We start from the raw sequence: 19,340 nt of genomic DNA, 5'->3' as shown, positions 1-19,340 counted from the left end.
TGGGTGAGTTAGGCTGGAGATGACCCTCAACTGAGGATGTTTACCATGACTGATTCCCCTCCCAATGGCGATCGCACCCCCCGCGACTCATCGGCGGCCTCTGAACCTAAGGTGACGGTGGTTGATGTGGACCCGGTGACCTTATTTGCGATCGTAGCGGCTCTGTTAGTGTTGCCGGTCTTTCTGGCTGGGTTTTTCTTTCAGTAGTCCCAACGGCTCAATCCGACGCTCCCCTTAACCCTGGGGTAATGATGGGGCGATGGCGATTAATCACAAAAACCTGCTTGGAGGCAGGTTTTGCTGTGAAGGGGTTTAACAGATTTGTAAACCCCTGATTATTTAGATAGTGCACCATCAATCATTATATGTTGGTCAACCTTAACACGCGCCACTGCCCTTGAGAACCACTAGAATCGTTTTGAGGATCAGTTGTAGGTCATAGGTCACAGACCATTTATTCTGGTACTGAAGATCCATATCAACGATGTCTTCAAAGTTTTTCACCGTTGAGCGTCCGTTGACTTGCCATTCTCCCGTCAATCCGGGTTTAACATCGAGACGGCGCCAGTGGTGGGGGTTATAGCGAGCTACTTCGTCCGGAGTGGGGGGACGGGTTCCCACCAAGCTCATGTCACCTTTAAGAACGTTCCAGAACTGAGGCAGCTCATCGAGACTGGTGCGACGGAGGAAACGACCCATTCGGGTAATTCGGGGGTCATTTTCGTTCTTGAAAATGAAGCCGCTAGCTTGATTTTGAACTAAGTGTTTTTTCTGGTCAGCATCTCGGACCATGGAGCGAAATTTCCAAATCCGAAAGGGTTTACCTTTATACCCACAACGGATTTGGCTATAAAAGATGCCACCCGGGTCGGAGATGCAGCCGGCGATGGCTACAGGAATGGCGATCATGGCAGTGATACCTAATCCGACGATCGCGCCGAGGATATCAATGAAGCGTTTGGCTCGGCTACTGGCCGAGGCATGGATCGGTTCGGAATATACTGCTGCGGTATCAGTTTGATACGGATTGAAGGCAGCAAATTGCGAAGTCAGTGTCGTAGTCACGGTTGGCACTCTTCGTTACGTTAACAGGTCAGCCCTTATGTTCCCAATATAGTCAGACTGAGAGAGTCTGGGTAGATGTTCCCCTTCAAGTTTGCTTAATCTTCATCATTGAGGCGACTTTTTTAAAGTTCTGATGAGGAAACGCCCTAAAATGAGGAAATTTAAGGGCTGTTCGGAGTGATATAGATCACTAAAAGGCTCGGTAAACTGAGAGCGGGTCAGGTTAACCGGGCTAGATGCTGAAATAAGGCGTTAACTTTGTCTAAATCTTTATCCCCAGGAGATCGCTCGACGCCGCTGGAGAGGTCAATTCCCTGAGGATGCAACTGGGTCAGGGCCTGGGTGATGTTATTTGGGGTCAGTCCCCCGGCTAAAAACCAAGGGATGGGGGGCTCAAAGGATTGCAGGGCTTGCCAATCGAGGGTTTGGCCAGTTCCGCCAAGTTGTTGGGGATGGTAGGCATCTAATAAGAGGCTATCCACTACGGAGTTATAGCGATCGCCCTGGTTTAAGTCTGAGGTTTGGCGGATGCGTAAGGCTTTAATCAGTTCCTGTTCTGTGAGCCTCCGACGCAAGGCCTCACAAAACTCGGGGGATTCGTTGCCGTGGAGTTGAATCCCTGTCAGGGGCGCCTGGCTGACTAACTCAACAATCTCGTCTAGGGAGGCGTTGGCTACCACTCCAATGCGATCGCACTTGGGCAAACTCAGACAAAGTTCGGCGATCGCAGCAGGGGTGATATATCGAGGGGAGGCTTGCACACAAATAAAGCCCAAGGCCGTCGCTCCGGCTTGGACAATGGCCCGTCCCTGTGAGGCTTGGGTAATGCCACAAATTTTAATTCGCATCTTTCCCGGTCCCCCAAGGATTTAAATCAAGCGCTTGGATTCGGCGATCGCATCCTAAAGACCTTTACCATATTCTGGTATTTCTGTCAACAAAACGTCTCTGAAATTGAGGTCATGAAAGCAAATTTGTTAAAAATTTCAACGTTTAGCAACATCCCCAGGCATTTGTGCCTATAATCTGGCCCCATCATGCACCGTTAACTTATCTTTAATTTACAACAATGATCTTTACCAACAGCGCCTTAACCCTAGCGGCCTCAGGACTCACCTCGCCCTGGTCATTGCAGGTGGGCATTATTATGGTCTTCTGTAATCTATTTGCGATCGCCATTGGTCGCTATGCCATTCAAAAACGGGGTGTCGGTCCAGCGTTACCCATCTCCGTCCCCGGCTTATTTGAAGGCTTTGGTTGGTCAGAACTCCTCGCCACCGCCAGCTTCGGCCACATCCTCGGAGCTGGCATGATTCTCGGGCTGAGTTCAGCTGGAGCGTTCTAAGGGAGGAGAGTCAGGGGGGCGTAGCTCGGTTACGCCCCGACTAGCAAGCAGCTCGCCACGGTGACCAGGGGAGGCTTAACCTAGACGTTGGCGAATCCACAGAGCAAATAAGGGTAACGCCAGACGATAGCCGAGATCCGGGCCATAGATGAGGCCCTTATGTTGTAAGCCGGCGATTGCCCCCTGTAACGAGCCGCCCCGGGATAAATGATGCTTTTGAATATAATCGCGGCTTTGGGGTTTATCCGTCGGGTCTAACGCCAGGGATTCTAACAGTTGCAGTTGAGACGCCGGTAACAGCACTAAAATAGATTCAAAAATATTACTCAAATCCGCTAAGAGGTCTTCTAGGGTGTCTTGAATCGCCGCCTCATTCAAGCGGCCCTGATGCCAACGTCGTTGACGTAACCGACGCACTAACATCGACGCATCGCCGATATGACCCTGAACCGCATTGAGAAACAACTCTAACGCCGACGATCGCGGATCGAAACTCAACCCCACCTGATGTAAGACCAACTGGGCCCAAGCCGCCACCACATCATCGGCCAAGGGCGTTAAACAGACGGTGGTTAAGCCAGTCGGCTCCTCATGAAGATTGCGGCTTTCGGCCAGGGTGGTCACTAGAACATAGTTGGCCGTCGTATGGCGGGCGATCGCCTCCTGTAAAGAGGTTTCCCATTGAGCAGTACGATCCCAAGCTCGAATATGGGGAAACCCATAAAAAATGAGAATCACCTGTCGTTCCATGGCGATGGCCAACTGTTGCGGGAATTGCAGTAACTGCTGATAGGCTTGCCAAAGATGCTCTTGAGTCAGGGCCGGATCTCGGTGTAGAGAGAGTTTGCGTGCCGATATCTCGTTAAACTCAAACCAAGCTCGTCCCTCGCGGCCCGCCCAATCCTCCAAGAAGGCGATGGCCTCCTGGCTTTGCACTCCCTGGGAAATCCCCTCACAAAGGAGTTGCACAAATCGCCGTCCATCGGTGGCCCGAATACAATCGACCTCGATCACCTTCGCCCCCACCTCCAGAGCCGCCCTGCGTACCAACGTCCGTCGACCACTCCCAGGAACCCCAGCAATCAACAAATCCTTGCCCTTGGCTAACGTCTGAGTAATCTCTTGAAATTGTGCCTGTCGTCCGAATAGTTCTAGCACTGACTCCTTGGCTGGAGTGCTCCTCAGTGCCATCTCAGGGGGGGTGGGTCCTAGCATCGTTGAGTTCTGGCTACTACATCAACATGACATGGATAGTCTCGCACTATAAGTGATATTTGACCCTAACACAACAAAAAAATATAGTGCCTGGTCGTGACAACACTAAAAAATCGTGCTAGTTTAATGATAACACTCTAAATCATCTGTCAACCATTCACGACTTGCAGCATCTGTGTTAGAAGCCAGCCTCCTCGCCACCATCCTCCTAGGATTCATCGGCATGATCTTCAAAGAGAACCTCTTGATGAAGATCATCTCCATGGACGTCATGGGTACCGGGGTCATCTCCTACTACGTTCTGATTGCGGCCCGTAAAGGGTTGGCGACCCCCATCCAACGACCCGAGGAAGACCTCATCTATGCGGATCCCGTTCCTCAAGCCGTCATCCTAACCGCCATCGTTATTGGCTTTTCCATCCAGGCCCTGATGCTTGTTGGTGCCATGAAACTGGCCCACAACAACCCAACCTTAGAAAGCCACAACATTGAAGGCAACAACACACCATGACCGCTTTAACCATTGCCGGGATTACCTTACCCTTACTGATTGGCTTAACCATCTACCTTCTGCCCCCCTTGGCTCGTTATCTAGCCCTGGGGGTAACGGTGATTTCCCTCGGCTATGGGGTGCAGATTCTTCGCAACCCGGAGGTTGAAAACCTTCAGCTTTTAGATAACTTTGGAATTAGCTTACAAATCGATTCCCTGAGTGGCTACTTCATCCTTACCAATGCATTGGTGACCTTATCGGTCCTAATTTACAGTTGGCAGCAGCAGAAATCTCCATTTTTTTATACCCAAGTCACTATTTTGCAGGGAAGCTTAAATGCAGTATTTATCTCGGCAGATTTTATTAGTCTTTACGTGAACCTAGAGGTGATTAGCATTACCGTATTCTTGCTAATTGCCTATCCCCTCACCGACCGTCTGATTTGGATTGGCTTACGCTATCTATTTATTAGCAATACGGCGATGTTATTTTATTTGGTGGGGGCGATTTTAGTCTATCAATCTAATCACTCCTTTCACTTTGAGGGCTTAATGAACTCTCCTCCCGAGGCGATCGCCCTGATTGTACTAGGACTTTTAAGCAAAGGAGGTATCTTTGTCTCGGGCTTATGGTCGCCCCTAACGAATGCGGAATCCGACACCTCCGTCTCTGTTCTGCTGTCGGGAATTGTGGAAAAAGCGGGTGTATTTCCCTTAATTCGTTGCGCCTTACTGCTAGAAGAAATTCAACCCCTCGTACAAGTTTTTGGCATTGCAACGGCATTTTTTGGCGTGTCCTATGGACTCTTTGAGCGAGACACTAAACGAGTCTTAGCCTTCTCAACCATTTCTCAGTTAGGCTGGATCATGGTGGCCCCAGCGGTGGGGGGCATTTATGCTTTGGCTCATGGATTAGTCAAATCCTTGCTCTTTTTTGTGGTGGGAGCCTTACCCAGTCGTGATTTAAATGAACTCCAGCAAAAACCCATCGCCAGTCTCTTATGGATTCCCCTATTGATTGGCTCCCTCTCCATTTCTGGCTGCCCCTTATGGGTGGGCTTCGGTTCTAAAAAGTTGACCCTAGATCAGTTATCCTTGGTCCCCAATCTACTAATGACTGTCGCGGCAATTGGCACCGCAGTCCTGTACGCCAGGTTTGTGTTTTTACCTCATCAGCGCCAATCCGCACCCCCCTTATCTGGGAATCTACTGCTAGTCATCGGTTTGTTAATTTTTGGGCTTCTGGTGGCGAATATCTTATATTTGCCGGCCTACAGTGCCTTTAATCTCCTCAAAGCGATCGCCATTATTGTGGTTGGCTGGGGAGTCCACTGGGTCTTTTTCCGCAAGATGCAGTGGCAGATTCCCCGAGTCGGAGAAACCCTTGACAATCTCCTGGGAGTGATGACTCTAGTCTTAATTGTTCTATTTTGGGGAGTATTACTATGATTGGCTACCTCAACCTGAGTTTGCGGCTGGTTATATGGTTTTTGCTGACGGCAGATTTCAGTTTATTGAATATTATTCTCGGCATCGCCATCGCCTTTTTACTTCCAGGTCTTCACAAAACCCCCAGTCGCTTACAAGATTGGGTGCGAGTCTTTTGGGAAATTGTCGTCGCCATTCCTCAAGCCTACTGGGAGGCAATTCAAATCATGCTCTCTCCCCATGATCAAGAAGAGATTACTCTCGAACGAGTGAAACCTCAACGAACTCCGGGTTTGATTTTTTTGGATATCTTCTTGATTACGTTTACTCCCAAAACAGTGGTTGTCAAGTACCACGAAGAGGGCTGGTATGAAGTGCATCGAATCAATCGGAGGTAAAAGAAATGTCGGGAATTTTAATTGGTATGTTAGTCTGTTTGTTGCTTCCGATCTATGAAGCCTGGCAGGATGACAATGTTTGGCAAAAAATCCTTGCCTTTGCTAGCATTGAAACCAAAACCTCGATGATTATTTTGGTGGTGGCGGTGCTGCGGGATGACTGGATGATTGGCTTGGTTGGGGTGATTATCCTCAGCGTGGGCAATGCCGCCTTGATGCTGTTGGCCAATGTCATTAAACGACTCAATGATGTCTCAAATCGGGGGTTTTATGGTTGAAAATCTAAGTCTTTTTTTTATGGGATTTGGTCTGGTACTTTGGTTTTGGGGAACCTTTCCCTTACTAGGGAACCGATCCGTTTTGTTTAAGCTTCATGGTCTCTCGGTGTCTGACACCTTAGGGTCTATGAGTATTTTGCTCGGTTTGTTATTAAAGATTCCCAATGAATGGCCGCTGTTGCTGTTAGCCCTGCTGTCGTTAGCCATTTGGAATACGATTTTGGGCTATGTTCTGGCCTATTGTTCTCAAAATCGTCTGGATCATGAGTGATATTTATATTGATTGGATTGTGGTCTTGTTACCGTTAACGGCCCTGATGTTGGTGCGATCGCAAAACCCCTATCATGCCCTCGTGATTCGGGGAATTATGGGGGCGATCGCAGCCTTAGTGTATTCGGTCTTGGGGGCAGCGGATGTGGCTCTGACGGAAGCGTTGGTGGGGACGATGTTGGCCATTACCCTCTACGCCGTGGCCGTGCGATCGTCTCTGGTGTTGCGGTTGGGAGTTCAAGCCTCGGAGTTTCAGGGATCAACCTGCGATCGCCGCTGGGGTCAACTCTGGCAAGAGTTACGTCCTCTGCTCGATCGCTATCATCTGCGGCTGGAGTTAGTCACCTACGACGACCCCAAGGCCCTGCATCAGTCCCTGGCGAATGAAGAGGTTCATGCGATCGCCCAAACGGTCAATCAAGCCAATGAAGCGAACAAACCGTTTATCATGACCACCCGCATCCAACGCATCTATGAATTGATGGAAACGGATCTGACCCTAACGGATAATCAGTTGTTCACCGCGACTCCCGAGATCTCAATGACTTCAGAACCCGTCACCTATGGAGGGTCATCCCGATGAAGTGGCTTTACTTAGCGGCCGTGGTGGCCATATTCCTCAAATTTCTCCTCTTCCCGAACCCAGCCCCCGAATGGCCCGAACCCTCGATTATTGATGTAATTGTCAATGATAGTGGGGTTCCCAACGCCGTAACGGGAATTATCTTCAGGAATCGTCTGTATGACACCATTTTTGAGGTGGTGGTGTTTACCATCTCCATTATGGGCTGCAAATTTCTCTTAGCCAACGAGAAACCTCTGAGTCAGGTGTTTCAGTTTAGCGATCGCCCCTCGATTATCCTGGCCCGACTGGGGGCCCTCATCTCGGCCCTGGTCAGTATCGAGTTAGCGATTCGCGGCCATCTCAGTCCCGGCGGAGGCTTTGCCGCAGGAGTGGCTGGGGGAACGGCCATCGGTCTGGTAGCGATTACCTCTAACTCTGAATGGATGGAGGAGATTTATCAACGCTGGCGAGCGGCCCTAGCAGAAAAACTCTCGGTATTACTGTTTATTGTCCTGGCTGCGTTAACCTTACTCGGATTTTCCTTACCCCAGGGGGAGTTCGGTGGGATTCTCAGTGGTGGAATGATTCCCCTAATGAATATCTTGGTGGCCTTTAAGGTGGCGTTAGGCTCTTGGGCCGCCATTTTACTGTTTATTCGCTATCGAGGCTTATTCTAGGGGGTCTCTCGTTCGCGAGTGTCCCTCTGAGAAACGGGCCATCTTCATCCCGAAACGGCTCCCAAGCCCGTGAGTTGGCGGGAAGCAACCGCTACAATGGAAGTGTGGAACGGGAGGAGTGACGTGCCCGAGGCGCTGCCAACTCCCTCACCCGCCAACACCGTCTCTAACAGGTTAAAAGGATAGTGCCATGCAATCAGGTGCGCGAATCGGGTCGTTATTTGGGATTCCCCTATATATCCATTCATCTTGGTTTGTGATTTTGGCCCTGTTTACCTTCGCGAAGGGCGTAGCTTGGCAGGATGCGTATAATTGGGGCGGGGCGATTCCCTTCGTGGCGGGGTTTGTGAGTTCGGTCCTGCTGTTTGTTTCGGTGATTCTCCATGAACTTGGCCATAGTCTGACGGCCCAAACCCAGGGAATTAAGGTCAACTCCATTACCCTGTTCCTCTTTGGTGGGGTGGCCGCCATTGACCGGGAGTCGAAAACTCCAGGACAAGCCTTTCAGGTGGCGATCGCCGGGCCGGCGGTCAGTTTTGCCCTGTTTGTGCTGCTGTCGCTCTTGGTTGCGGTATTACCGGAGTCTCCAACCCCAGCGGGGGTGTTACTGGGGAATTTAGCCAGTATTAATTTAGTCTTATGTCTGTTTAATCTGATTCCTGGGTTACCTCTTGATGGGGGACAGGTGCTGAAAGCGGCGATTTGGAAAGCCACGGGCGATCGCTTCAAAGCTGTCCGTTGGGCCGCCAAATCTGGGGTCTTCCTGGGAACCGGGGCGATCGCCTTTGGTCTATTTGTGGCCCTGCTGGTTCCGGGATTTACCGGAGGCTTCTGGATGGCTCTAATTGGTTGGTTTATTCTGCAAAACGCCAACACCTACGGCCGGGTGACCACCTTGCAAGAACTCTTACTCAACACCCCAGTTACGGAGGCTATGACGCGACAGTTCCGGGTGGTGGATGGTCAGATGACGATTCGTGAGTTTGCCGATCGCTATCTCCTCTCGGAGGTTTATGAGGGTCATTCTCAGCATCACCCCTATTTTGCCGCCTCTCAGGGCCGCTATCGGGGGGCGATTCGTCCTGAAGATATCCGCACCGTTGAGCGATCGCAGTGGGATTATCAGGCCTTAGAAACTATTGCTCATCCCATTGCGGAACTGGTGACGCTGCCTGAATCGGCGATGGTGTTGGATGCGATTTTACTCTTGGAGAACTCGCAACGACGGGAGTTAACCATTCTTACTCCTGCCAATGCGGTGGCGGGTGTGTTGGATCGAGTGGGGATTGTTCAGAGTATCGCCCAAAAAACAGGCATGACCATTCCTCCGTCGGAAATGGAATGGATTAAAAATGAGGCTCGCTATCCCACCAGTTTTCCCCTCGTCGCCATTGCCAAGTCGATTCAACTGGATTCTTAATGATGTCTAATTCCCTTGATTCTCAGCTCCGGGAGACTCAATCAACGGAGAATCCTGACGTTGAAGGCAGCCCAACCACTCCCGCTGAGTCGCCGCTGTCGCGATCGCAGGGGTCATCTCCCCTCGACTCCCTCAAGCAGCGGTTACAGGAACAGGCGATGTTGTTGAGTCCGGTAGAGGAGGCCTTGGCCGAGCTGGCGGCGTTACGGGAACCGAGGCTGTTGGAGGGTAAACTGAAGCGGCCTCCCAAGATGTCTCAGAGGCTCAAGCCGGCCTCTCGTGCTGAAGATGTAATGAATCTCGCTCGCCAGGAGGTTGACTCTCCTGAGGGGGAACCGCAACCGGACTTAGATACACCAGACTTAGATACATCGGACTTAGATAGGGCGATCGCCCTGAAACGGGAGCGTTTAGAACGTCTATTTTGGCATTGGGTTCCGCCGGCGTTGAGCGATCGCCGGGAACTCGCGTCTTTGATTGAGGACATGGGCGATCGCCAGTTACGCCAGGAGGCCCAAATGCAACGAGGGGCGATGGTCAACGTCATGGAACAACTCCCGTCGAGCCTCCATCGGGATGAGTTAGACCTGTTGGGTCTGGAGGCTCAATCCCTCCTGGGGAGGCTACTGGATCTTGAACGTCGTCAGCGGGTGATTGAGCGACTGCTGTGGCGCGATCGCACAGTCCCCGCCGCTGTCATCACCTTCTCGATGCTCTATAGTTTGGGAGTGGTGGCTCTGGTGGTCTTATTTGTGATCTTTTGGGGTCATGGCTTTGTGGTGGAGGGGGTGAGTGAGCAAACACTTCCCCTCATTGGTCTTCCTTGGCCGGTGTTTGTCTGGAGTTTGTTTGGCAGCCTCAGCGCCATTATCACTCGCTTTCTCTACCATCCCTTTCGCCGTCTACGGGAGATGAGCCAATGGATGCTATTACGCCCGATTCAAGGGGTTGTCTTGGCGGGGGCCAGTTATTTTATTTTGCAGGTGCTGTTGTCTCTGTTGATCCCCTTACAGCCAGATACCCCACTGCAAATGACCGATGAAGCAATTTTGCTACTGTCATTTGTCGTGGGGTTTAGCGATCGCCTGGGGATGAGGGTCTTCCGTTGGCTGTCCCAGACGGACTCTCAGAAACGCAGCCCTCAGAACTGCTGATTATAGGGAAGTTTGGCCAGTAAGCGGGCCATCATGCAGGTGTTGGAAATCCCGGCAAAGAGCAAGCCAGCGCCCACAAAGCCGCTCAAGAATAGGAATTCTGGCGTCACAAAAGCCCCCAAGAGAGTTCCAATGAGAATTAGGGAACCGGCGACGATTTGCACCTGGCGCATGATGCTAATGGGTGCGTTTTTATTGACGATGGTGGGATGGCCCGCTTGTTTCCAGGCATTCAAGCCGCCATCAAGGTGGCTCACTTGTTCAACCCCAGCGGCGAAGAGTTTTTGTGCCGCTTGAGCGGAGCGAGTCCCGGTTTGACAATGGAGGACAAAGGGGCGATCGCTGGGGATGTCCTGGGGATTGAAACGAGACAGAGGCATCAGTTGGGAACCGGCAATCTTTTCTCCAGCGTGTTCTGAGGGTTCCCGCACGTCAATGAGCAGGATTTCGCCAGCATCCAACTGCAATTTGAGGCTGCTGGGATCAATGGACTGGAGGCGATCGGTGGGGTTGGTGGATGGAGTGGATGTCATGGTTTGAAAGGGAACAGGGAATAGGGAACAGGGAACAGGGGGAGAGAAGGCAGTAGGCAGTAGGCAGTAGAGTAGGCAAGAGGGATAACCCACCCCTGCCCCTCCCAGGAGGGGAAAGACGTAGGGGCAATCCCTTCTCTGAGGCTCTGCCCTTGGGGTCGCCCTGTCCCAGTATAACCCAGGTTGTCTCTGTTAGACCTTTCCTATCATATAGTGATAAAACCTTGCGACAAAACCCCTGGTCAATTCGGCCAGGGGTTGACAAAGTACCGGAAGTGTGTATTAGACCGATGCTATTTAGTCAGCGGAGACTAAGAGGTCTTCTTGGGGTTCTTGGGGTTCTTGGCTTTTGATGACCACCTTACCCTCATCATCCACATCCACTAAAGCACCGTCGCCGTCTTGAATCCGTCCGGAGAGGATTTCTTCGGCGAGACTGTCTTCGAGGAGACGCATGATGGCCCGACGTAAGGGACGTGCCCCGTAGCTGGGGTTGTAGCCTTCTTCCACGAGACGATCTTTGAACTTCTCGGTCACCTTAAGATCAATGCCTTGTTCAAGTAGACGGGCAAAGACTTCTTTGAGGAGGATATCGCCAATTTCCTTGACTTCCTCTTTGGTGAGTTGACGGAAGACGATGATTTCGTCGAGACGGTTGAGGAACTCGGGACGGAAGTATTGCTTGAGTTCTTCGTTGACGAGGTTGCGGATGCGGTTGTATTGCGCTTCCGTTTTGTCGTCGTCGAACTCGAAGCCGAGACTACCGCCACCTTTCTCGATTACTTTCGAGCCAATGTTAGAGGTCAGGATAATCAAGGTGTTCTTGAAGTCCACCGTGCGGCCTTTCGCGTCCGTGAGGCGACCATCTTCGAGGATTTGCAGCAGCATATTGAAGACATCGGGGTGAGCCTTCTCAATCTCATCGAAGAGAATCACGGTGTAAGGACGACGGCGCACGGCTTCCGTCAGTTGTCCCCCTTCGTTGTAGCCCACATAGCCCGGAGGCGAACCAATCAGTTTCGAGACCGTGTGACGTTCCATATATTCGGACATATCCAGCCGAATCATGGCTTCCTCTGAGCCGAAGAAGTAGGAGGCCAGGGCCTTGGTTAACTCGGTTTTCCCGACCCCAGTCGGTCCCGAGAAGATGAAACTGGCGATGGGACGGTTGGGATTTTTCAGGCCCACCCGAGCGCGGCGGATGGCTCGGGAGACGGCGCGGACAGCCTCATCTTGACCGATGAGACGCTGGTGCAGGGTTCCTTCCATGTGCAGCAGCTTCTCGGACTCGGACTCGGTGAGTTTGTTAACCGGAACTCCCGTCCAACTGGCGACGATATGGGCAATGTCCTCCTCGCCGACGGTGGGGGAATCCTCGTTACTGTTGGCGGTTTCGTTTTTCCGGCTTTGGGCGATGGCCTTGATTTCGGCCTTGATTTCCATTTCGCGATCGCGCAGGCCACCGGCTTTATCGAAGTCCTGAGAGCGAACCGCGTCGTCTTTTTCCTTGAGAACTCGGCGTAACTCCTTATCGAGTTCCTTGGCGGCTGGGGGAAGCTGAGACTCCAGTAACCGCACCCGAGAACCCGCCTCGTCGATGAGGTCAATGGCTTTGTCAGGAAGATAGCGATCGCTGATATAGCGATCAGAGAGTTTAGCGGCCGCTTCCAGGGCCAGATCATCAATTTTCAGCTTGTGGTGCTGTTCATAGCGTTCCCGCAAGCCGTAGAGAATTTCGATGGTTTCATCCACCGTCGGTTCACCGACCATCACTGGCTGGAAGCGGCGTTCGAGGGCAGCATCCCGCTCAATATGCTTGCGATACTCATCCAGGGTCGTGGCGCCGATACATTGCAGTTCACCGCGAGCCAGAGCGGGTTTAAGGATGTTGGCGGCGTCAATGGCCCCTTCAGCGGCCCCGGCTCCAATCAGGGTATGAACCTCGTCAATCACGAGAATCACGTTCGAGGCTTGGCGAATCTCGTCCATGATTTTCTTGAGCCGTTCCTCAAACTCACCCCGGTACTTGGTTCCGGCAACGAGTAAGCCGATATCGAGGGTGACGACGCGCTTTTCTTCCAAGATATCAGGGATATCATTGGTGCAGATGCGCTGGGCCAGTCCTTCGGCGATCGCCGTTTTCCCGACCCCCGGTTCCCCAATCAGCACGGGGTTGTTCTTGGTGCGGCGACCCAAAATCTGAATCACCCGCTCAATTTCCTTCTGACGGCCCACGACGGGATCGAGTTTTCCTTCTCCAGCGAGCTGAGTGAGATTGGAGCCAAACTCATCCAGGGTTGGGGTTTTAGTGCGCCCCCCACTTGAGCCAGCGGCCACTTCGGCGGTTTCTCCGAGCATCCGAATCACTTGAGTGCGAACCTTCGAGAGATCCACTCCCAGATTTTCCAGAACCCGAGCGGCGACGCCTTCTCCTTCGCGGATGAGACCCAATAGCAGGTGTTCTGTGCCGATGTAATTGTGACCGAGTTGGCGGGCTTCTTCTAGGGACAGTTCCAAGACTCGCTTGGCTCGGGGGGTGAAGGGAATCTCCACGGCCACGAAGCCGGAGCCACGACCAATAATTTTTTCAACTTCAATGCGAGCGTCTTTTAAGTTCACACCCATCGACTTGAGGACCTTGGCGGCCACGCCGGTCCCCTCGCCGATTAATCCGAGGAGGATTTGCTCCGTACCCACGAAGTTGTGCCCCAGGCGGCGGGCTTCCTCCTGGGCGAGCATGATGACTTTAATGGCTTTTTCTGTAAATCGTTCAAACATGGCTTACTTCCGATACCGAACAGTGGTTAAGGCGGGGGACTCGTTCTACAGAGGCTAGTTGTCGTGTTTGAATTAGCATAGCAAACCTGACTCAAGTCTTGCTATAGACTTGCTCTTGCAATTGTAGTGAGATGCTTTCCTGGGTGATTTTGAGGCGATTTAACAACGTTTTAGGATTTTTCCGCCCCAGGTTGCGATCCGATGTTGAATTTGCTGATCCCACTCCTCTAATTTCTGTAAGAAATTGCCATTTTGTAGCCCACTTAACCACAAAATTAACGCATCATCCCCATTGCCGTAGTACCTTCGTCGCCGGCCCGCTTCTCGAAAGCCAAATTGCTCATAGAGCGATCGCGCGGCCAGGTTGTTGGCATTCACTTCGAGGGTGGCGCGGCTGAGTTGACGCTGACGAGCGGCATGGAGCAAGCCCCAGAGCATCAATTGTCCGAGTCCCCGACGGCGATAGTCAGGATGAACGGCCAGAATAGTGAGATGGGCTTCATCGAGGATGGCCCAAAGACAGCCTAAGGCCAATAGAGGCTCTGGGAGATCCTGATCCTGGATTCCGAGGAGAATACTATTGGGGCTATCGAGTTCTCGCTGATAGCCCTCCTGGGTCCATAATCCGCCAAAACAGAGCTGATCGAGCTGGAGAATTGGCTCTAACTGATGGGAGGTGAGGGGGTGTAGCACCAGAGAAGTCACGCCACAAAGGATTCAGGATTGGTAGCCCTTCATCGTACACTAAGAAGGGATAGGTCGAGTCGCTGCCCGTATCGAGAGGGCAAGCTTGACTCGATTATCGCCCAACGGCTTGGCCTGGGTTACCGTATTATTCGTCCCTCTTTCATTATCTATGGTCTCGACTCCTTCTCTTGAAACACCTCTATCTGGTCGTACCTTCCTAGAAACGGCGATCGCCTCAACCTCTCCTAATCAAAGTTTAGTGCCCCTAACCACTCGTCTGGGGGATAACGATGCCTTGGAAATTGGGGGCTGTGATGTGCCGACCTTGGTGCGTCGCTTTGGGTCCCCCCTCTATATCCTCGATGAAAGCACCCTGCGCAGCGCCTGTCGTCAGTATCGCGATGCCTTTGCTCGCTATTATGAGGGGGACAGCCTGGTGCTGTTTGCCTCCAAAGCCTGGAGTTGTTTGGCGGTGTGCGCCCTCGTCGCTAGTGAAGGCTTAGGAACGGATGTAGTCAGCGGTGGTGAGTTGTATACTGCCCTGAGAGCGGGAGTTGCCCCCGATCGCATCTATCTCCATGGCAATAACAAATCGGCCCAAGAACTCAACTATGCGATTGAGTCAGGAATTACGGTGGTGGCTGATAACTGGCAGGATTTGCGGTTGTTGGTGGAGTTAATGGGCGATCGCCCCAATCCGGTGCGTGTGATGTTGCGCTTCACCCCCGGCATTGAATGCCATACCCATGAGTATATTCAAACGGGTCATATTGACAGTAAATTTGGCTTTGACCCAGACTCTCTCGATGAGGTATTGCAATTCGTTGCTGAGCAGCCGAGTCTCAATTGCATTGGCCTCCATGCCCATATCGGCTCGCAAATTTTTGAGTTACAACCTCACCATGATTTACCCGAGGTCATGGTATCTTGGCTGCAACGGGCCCACGCGTATAATCTACCAGTGACCGAGTTAAATGTCGGTGGGGGTTTGGGGATTCGCTATACCGAGGCGGACGATCCCCCGAGTATTGAGGCTTGGGTGAAAACCATCTGCGATCGCCTCAGCCGCGCCTGTGCGGAAGCGAATCTACCCTTACCGCGTCTCCTCTGTGAACCGGGGCGATCGCTCATTGGCACCGCTTGTGTGACCGCCTACAGCATCGGCTCTCGTAAAACAGTTCCCGGATTGCGCGAGTATATCACCGTCGACGGTGGAATGTCCGACAATCCCCGGCCGATTACCTATCAATCCCTCTATCGTGCTGTGATTGCTAACCGCATGAACGCCCCCGCAACGGAAACCGTTACCATTGCTGGGAAGCATTGTGAATCTGGAGATGTGGTCATTGCCGATGCCAAACTGCCAAAAACCGAAGCTGGCGATACGCTCGTCGTCATGGGAACCGGGGCATACAATTACAGTATGTCGTCTAACTATAACCGGCTTCCCCGCCCCGCTGCGGTCTTAGTGTGTGAGGGAGAAGCGAACCTGATTTTACAGCGAGAAACTTACGAGGATCTGCTGCGTCAAGATCGCTTACCGGAACGCTTAGCCCCCAAACAAGGCTCCTAGGACAGAGTCTTGCGGTTGGTAACGGGCCGTCACTCCGTTATCCCGTCCCTGAGTCGCCCACTCAGGAACGGGTTGGCGATGGACTTGGGTAGCGAGCAGTACGAGGAATATCCAGAGTTCAATGGAATCTCTGTGGCAGCAATGGTTAGCAAATTCAAGCGGCACTCAGCCCGTGCTATGGCGCTTGGTTCAACAATCCTGGGTCATCCTTGACGTCGGGTTAGTTTTCCTATTGACCTATACGATTTTGGTGGTTGTCAGTGAGCGGCGCACCCTCTGGATGGTACAGGGGTTAGTGTTCTTGATTGTTGCCGCTGCGATCGGCAATGCTTTAAATCTGACGTTGCTGCATTTTGTCCTGGATAAAATCGCGATTATCTCGGCAGTGGCAATGGCCGTCACTCTACAGTCGGAGTTCCGGCAACTGCTCGAACAACTTGGGCGGGGGGACTTATCGGGATTATTCCAGTCCTCCCGCGACAGTTTGCCCAAATCTGACAGTATTGTGGATGAGGTGGTTGATGCGGTCAAAGAACTGTCCCAAAACCGCACGGGGGCAATTATTGTTATGGAAACCCGGCAACCGATTGATGAGCGAGATTTTTCAGTCCCAGGTGTTAAACTGAATGCCGAGGTCTCCAAGGAACTCCTACAAACGATTTTTCAAACGAGTACCCTCCTCCATGATGGTGCGGTGTTGATTCGGGCATCACGAATTATCTCGGCTGGTGCCATCTTGCCCTTGTCAGAACGTAAAGCGTCTCGGCAATTGGGAACCCGACATCGGGCCGCCATGGGGATTACGGAACGGGTGAAAAATTGTGTCTGTGTGGTGGTATCGGAGGAAACTGGGTCTATTTCCCTGGCGGAGCGGGGAACCCTCAATCGTCCACTGACGAGTAGTAAGCTCAAAGAACTCCTAGAGGCTTACTTTTCGACCAAAGGCGACGGGGAAGTGGTGGCCCCCAATTGGCGCAATTTAACCCGTCAACTGAGTCATAAGGGGGGATCGGCGATTTCCCGATTTTTCCGGGTGACCCCCTCGACTCCCAAGGATAAACAATAACGGCAGTTTTAACGAGTAAGCGAGCATATACAATGCAGGGGTTAACGTCCGGAAGGCAATCTGGTTCACGGCTGATGAACTTAGGTTTGCGGTGGTGATTGAGGAAAAAAACATGAGTGCGAAGCCAACGCTCTTAGGACCGTTACCCACTGACCTCGATCCGGCTCGATTGCCGAGACATGTTGCTGCGATTATGGATGGCAATGGACGCTGGGCGCAGCGCCGAGGACTTCCCCGTTTGGTGGGCCATCAACGAGGGGTTGATGCGTTGAAGGCGTTAGTTCGCTGTTGCGATGATTGGGGCATTGAAGCGTTAACGGCCTATGCGTTTTCGACGGAAAATTGGGGACGACCTCTAGAGGAAGTGGATTTCCTGATGATGCTGTTTGAGCGGGTTCTACGTCAGCAGTTGAAGGAGATGATGGAGAAGAATGTCCGGATTCGCTTTGTGGGCAATCTCAGTACTCTCCCGGCGTCTCTCCAACGTGAGATCGAGTCAGCCATGGGCCAGACGGAGAACAATTCTGGGATTCAGTTTACGGTGGCTACCAACTATGGCGGGCGACAGGAAATTGTGGCGGCGTGTCAGGAGATTGCCCGGCAGGTGCAACGGGGAGAACTTCAGCCGGAGGAGATTGATACCAGTCTGTTTGAACGGCATCTGTATACGGCTGGGGTGGGTGATCCAGATTTGCTCATCCGTACCAGTGGCGAGATGCGGATTAGTAATTTCCTTCTCTGGCAGATTGCTTATGCGGAGTTATATGTGACGGATACCCTTTGGCCCGAGTTTGATCGTCATGCGTTTCGGGAGGCGTTGCTGGCGTATCAACGGCGCGATCGCCGTTTTGGCAAGGTGAAAACTCCGTCGATTTAAGGGGAAGAAGGCAATAGAAGAGACGTAGGGGCACGCCCTTGTGGCTGCCCTCTTCAGGCAATAGGCAATAGGGGGATAAGAAAAAGCCCGCTCGGGGCGGGCTGGGATGTCAAATTAGAGGAACCTGTTGTTCTCTTCGCTTAGCTTTGGCTGTTTTCCGGTTCGATTTGTTGCGGTTCACTGTCGCCGAAAACGTTAAGTTTTACGACGCGATGGACAGCTTCTGGTGCTTTGGGCAGGGTGAGGGTGAGAACGCCGTCTTGATACTCGGCTTGGGCGTCACTGTTCATGACAGGAAGGGGTAGGCTGAGGGTACGGCGGAATTTGCCCACGGGGAACTCGCTGTAGAAGCGTTTGTTATTGTCACCGGGTTGGGGTTTGTGATATTCACCGGCGATCGCCACGCTTTCACGGGTGACTTCAATATCTAGGTCTTCGCGGTTGATGGCGGGGAGTAAGGCCCGTAAGATGAAGGCTTCTGCTTGTTCTTCGAGTTGTATGGGAATTGACCAGTTGCGAGAGTTATCTTCGCCGGCAATTTCGTTAAAGGCTCGGTTGATTTGGCGTTCGAGGCGTTCGAGTTCGTTGAAGGGATTAAGGGTGTAGAGTTGCATAATGGATATCCTCCCAATTTGCGTTTTCTAACTGCCTGGGGGAGAAGTTCGTTCTCCCTTCGCTGTTGTTTTTATTGTGGCGTTTGTATTAGAAAATCGAAAGGGAGACAACCGTACTGAAAAGATGCTACTTCCCGAAATTCGGTTAGTTCTAATGAGTTTCGGGTAAACCGAACTGAGGGTTATGAGGGGGAGGTTCCGCGCAAGGGTCAGCGGACATGGCGATGAAGAGATTGGTTTTGTTGGGCACATCCAAAATGGGCGATCGCCCGTACTGTGGTGAAGGCAGATGTCAAACGAGAGGTGCAAGGCTCATGAACTGGTTTATCACCGACACAGGAGACTGTCAGTCTCTGGAATTCCAATCCTGGGAACCCACTCAACCCTATCGGCTGTATCGATTCCTGACGGAACTTGAGGATATCCTTAAGGAGATTGAGGGCGATCGCCAACGCCTAGAAGCGATCGCCCCTCGGGTGTGTGAATTCCTGGAAACGGCAACTTGGCTGGATACGGCCTATGTTCCCCCAGATCCGAAACGGGGTTGGTCTGTGTCCAAACTCTATACTGAACAAGACTACCCGCTGACGGTGCAACTGGTGTCCTGGAAGCCGGGGGCGAAGTCCACAATTCATAACCACGCCACCTGGGGATTAGTTGCCATGCTCAGTGGCTGTGAACGGAATCGTTTTTGGCGGCGAACGACGGGGAATCAGATTGAGGAAGTGGGCGATCGCATCGTCTGCGAGGGAGAACTCATCACCTTTAGCCCCGGTGCCATTCATCAGATTGAAGTGTTCGGGGATGAACCGACCATTTCCTTTAATCTCTATGGGGAAACGGACTTTCCTCAACGCTTTAAGTTTGATGCGATCGCCCAAACGGCAGAAAACTTCTAACTGAG

The 19,340-nt window shown here is 52.2% G+C and carries 22 protein-coding genes; 15 read left to right on the top strand and 7 right to left on the bottom strand.

Annotation, left to right across the window (positions count from 1 at the left end):
- Nucleotides 1–45: 45 nt before the first annotated feature.
- Nucleotides 46–207: a hypothetical protein gene (locus L855_RS21235; protein ID WP_192925047.1), complete on the top strand. Its 162-nt coding sequence runs from the start codon at nt 46–48 to the stop codon at nt 205–207.
- 171 nt (nt 208–378) lie between these two features.
- On the opposite strand, the gene L855_RS19070 is transcribed toward L855_RS21235, so the two are convergent.
- Both L855_RS19070 and L855_RS19065 read right to left on the bottom strand, forming a co-directional pair.
- Nucleotides 379–1,065 (bottom strand): sugar transferase, encoded by a 687-nt coding sequence (locus L855_RS19070; RefSeq protein ID WP_425500584.1) that lies wholly within the window; start codon nt 1,063–1,065, stop codon nt 379–381.
- A 218-nt stretch (nt 1,066–1,283) separates the two neighbouring features.
- A complete protein-coding gene (locus tag L855_RS19065; protein WP_159790537.1) occupies nt 1,284–1,913 on the bottom strand; it encodes a phosphoribosylanthranilate isomerase in 630 nt (209 codons plus the stop codon).
- Between the two features lie 221 nt (nt 1,914–2,134).
- On the opposite strand from L855_RS19065, the gene psaK reads away from it, so the two are divergent.
- Nucleotides 2,135–2,410 (top strand): photosystem I reaction center subunit PsaK, encoded by a 276-nt coding sequence (gene psaK / locus L855_RS19060; RefSeq protein ID WP_159790536.1) that lies wholly within the window; start codon nt 2,135–2,137, stop codon nt 2,408–2,410.
- A gap of 75 nt (nt 2,411–2,485) precedes the next feature.
- Here psaK and L855_RS19055 read toward each other — a convergent pair whose 3' ends face one another.
- Nucleotides 2,486–3,625 (bottom strand): ATP-binding protein, encoded by a 1,140-nt coding sequence (locus tag L855_RS19055; RefSeq protein ID WP_246199142.1) that lies wholly within the window; start codon nt 3,623–3,625, stop codon nt 2,486–2,488.
- Nucleotides 3,626–3,800: 175 nt separating this feature from the next.
- Between L855_RS19055 and L855_RS19050 the strand changes: the two genes are divergently transcribed.
- From L855_RS19050 to L855_RS19010, 9 genes are all read left to right on the top strand, one after another.
- A complete protein-coding gene (locus tag L855_RS19050; RefSeq protein ID WP_159790535.1) occupies nt 3,801–4,136 on the top strand; it encodes a cation:proton antiporter subunit C in 336 nt (111 codons plus the stop codon).
- Nucleotides 4,133–5,566 (top strand): cation:proton antiporter, encoded by a 1,434-nt coding sequence (locus L855_RS19045; RefSeq protein WP_159790534.1) that lies wholly within the window; start codon nt 4,133–4,135, stop codon nt 5,564–5,566. Before L855_RS19050 ends, L855_RS19045 begins: the two co-directional genes overlap by 4 nt.
- Nucleotides 5,563–5,943, top strand: a complete 381-nt coding sequence (locus tag L855_RS19040; RefSeq protein ID WP_159790533.1) for a Na+/H+ antiporter subunit E — start codon at nt 5,563–5,565, stop codon at nt 5,941–5,943. The genes L855_RS19045 and L855_RS19040 overlap by 4 nt, the downstream gene beginning before the upstream one ends.
- 5 nt (nt 5,944–5,948) lie before the next feature.
- The gene (locus L855_RS19035; RefSeq protein WP_159790532.1) at nt 5,949–6,221 is read left to right on the top strand and encodes a hypothetical protein; all 273 of its coding nucleotides are present in this window, start codon (nt 5,949–5,951) and stop codon (nt 6,219–6,221) included.
- Nucleotides 6,214–6,492 (top strand): monovalent cation/H(+) antiporter subunit G, encoded by a 279-nt coding sequence (locus L855_RS19030; protein WP_159790531.1) that lies wholly within the window; start codon nt 6,214–6,216, stop codon nt 6,490–6,492. Before L855_RS19035 ends, L855_RS19030 begins: the two co-directional genes overlap by 8 nt.
- A complete protein-coding gene (locus L855_RS19025; RefSeq protein ID WP_159790530.1) occupies nt 6,485–7,075 on the top strand; it encodes a DUF4040 domain-containing protein in 591 nt (196 codons plus the stop codon). The genes L855_RS19030 and L855_RS19025 overlap by 8 nt, the downstream gene beginning before the upstream one ends.
- Nucleotides 7,072–7,734, top strand: a complete 663-nt coding sequence (locus tag L855_RS19020) for a Na(+)/H(+) antiporter subunit B (protein ID WP_159790529.1) — start codon at nt 7,072–7,074, stop codon at nt 7,732–7,734. The genes L855_RS19025 and L855_RS19020 overlap by 4 nt, the downstream gene beginning before the upstream one ends.
- 190 nt (nt 7,735–7,924) lie before the next feature.
- Nucleotides 7,925–9,154 carry a site-2 protease family protein gene (locus tag L855_RS19015; RefSeq protein ID WP_159790528.1) on the top strand — a complete coding sequence of 410 codons (1,230 nt, stop codon included), beginning with the start codon at nt 7,925–7,927 and terminating at the stop codon, nt 9,152–9,154.
- Nucleotides 9,154–10,308 (top strand): hypothetical protein, encoded by a 1,155-nt coding sequence (locus tag L855_RS19010; protein WP_219729954.1) that lies wholly within the window; start codon nt 9,154–9,156, stop codon nt 10,306–10,308. Before L855_RS19015 ends, L855_RS19010 begins: the two co-directional genes overlap by 1 nt.
- Here the strand turns inward: L855_RS19010 and L855_RS19005 are convergent.
- The 3 genes from L855_RS19005 to L855_RS18995 form a co-directional block, all read right to left on the bottom strand.
- Complete coding sequence (locus tag L855_RS19005) at nt 10,296–10,841, bottom strand: rhodanese-like domain-containing protein (protein ID WP_159790526.1); 546 nt, start codon at nt 10,839–10,841, stop codon at nt 10,296–10,298. The genes L855_RS19010 and L855_RS19005 overlap by 13 nt on opposite strands.
- 297 nt (nt 10,842–11,138) lie before the next feature.
- Entirely contained in the window at nt 11,139–13,619 is a 2,481-nt protein-coding gene (locus L855_RS19000) for an ATP-dependent Clp protease ATP-binding subunit (protein WP_159790525.1), read from the bottom strand.
- 159 nt (nt 13,620–13,778) lie between these two features.
- A complete protein-coding gene (locus tag L855_RS18995) occupies nt 13,779–14,324 on the bottom strand; it encodes a GNAT family N-acetyltransferase (RefSeq protein ID WP_159790524.1) in 546 nt (181 codons plus the stop codon).
- Between the two features lie 151 nt (nt 14,325–14,475).
- Between L855_RS18995 and lysA the strand changes: the two genes are divergently transcribed.
- The 3 genes from lysA (at nt 14,476) to uppS (ending at nt 17,822) form a co-directional block, all read left to right on the top strand.
- Nucleotides 14,476–15,879: a diaminopimelate decarboxylase gene (gene lysA / locus L855_RS18990; protein ID WP_159790523.1), complete on the top strand. Its 1,404-nt coding sequence runs from the start codon at nt 14,476–14,478 to the stop codon at nt 15,877–15,879.
- A 121-nt stretch (nt 15,880–16,000) separates the two neighbouring features.
- Nucleotides 16,001–16,945: a diadenylate cyclase CdaA gene (gene cdaA, locus L855_RS18985; RefSeq protein WP_159790522.1), complete on the top strand. Its 945-nt coding sequence runs from the start codon at nt 16,001–16,003 to the stop codon at nt 16,943–16,945.
- 112 nt (nt 16,946–17,057) lie between these two features.
- Nucleotides 17,058–17,822, top strand: coding sequence for an undecaprenyl pyrophosphate synthase (gene uppS / locus L855_RS18980; RefSeq protein WP_159790521.1), 765 nt, complete (start codon nt 17,058–17,060; stop codon nt 17,820–17,822).
- 140 nt (nt 17,823–17,962) lie between these two features.
- On the opposite strand, the gene L855_RS18975 is transcribed toward uppS, so the two are convergent.
- A complete protein-coding gene (locus L855_RS18975) occupies nt 17,963–18,436 on the bottom strand; it encodes an Hsp20/alpha crystallin family protein (protein WP_159790520.1) in 474 nt (157 codons plus the stop codon).
- Nucleotides 18,437–18,750: 314 nt separating this feature from the next.
- Between L855_RS18975 and L855_RS18970 the strand changes: the two genes are divergently transcribed.
- Complete coding sequence (locus tag L855_RS18970) at nt 18,751–19,335, top strand: cysteine dioxygenase family protein (RefSeq protein WP_159790519.1); 585 nt, start codon at nt 18,751–18,753, stop codon at nt 19,333–19,335.
- Nucleotides 19,336–19,340 lie beyond the last annotated feature (5 nt).

Origin of the sequence: Sodalinema gerasimenkoae IPPAS B-353 (genome assembly GCF_009846485.1) — a bacterium.
GTDB classification, from domain to species: domain Bacteria; phylum Cyanobacteriota; class Cyanobacteriia; order Cyanobacteriales; family Geitlerinemataceae; genus Sodalinema; species Sodalinema gerasimenkoae.
Note: the sequence above shows the minus strand (reverse complement) of the source record. Positions and strands in the feature narration are given on the sequence as shown.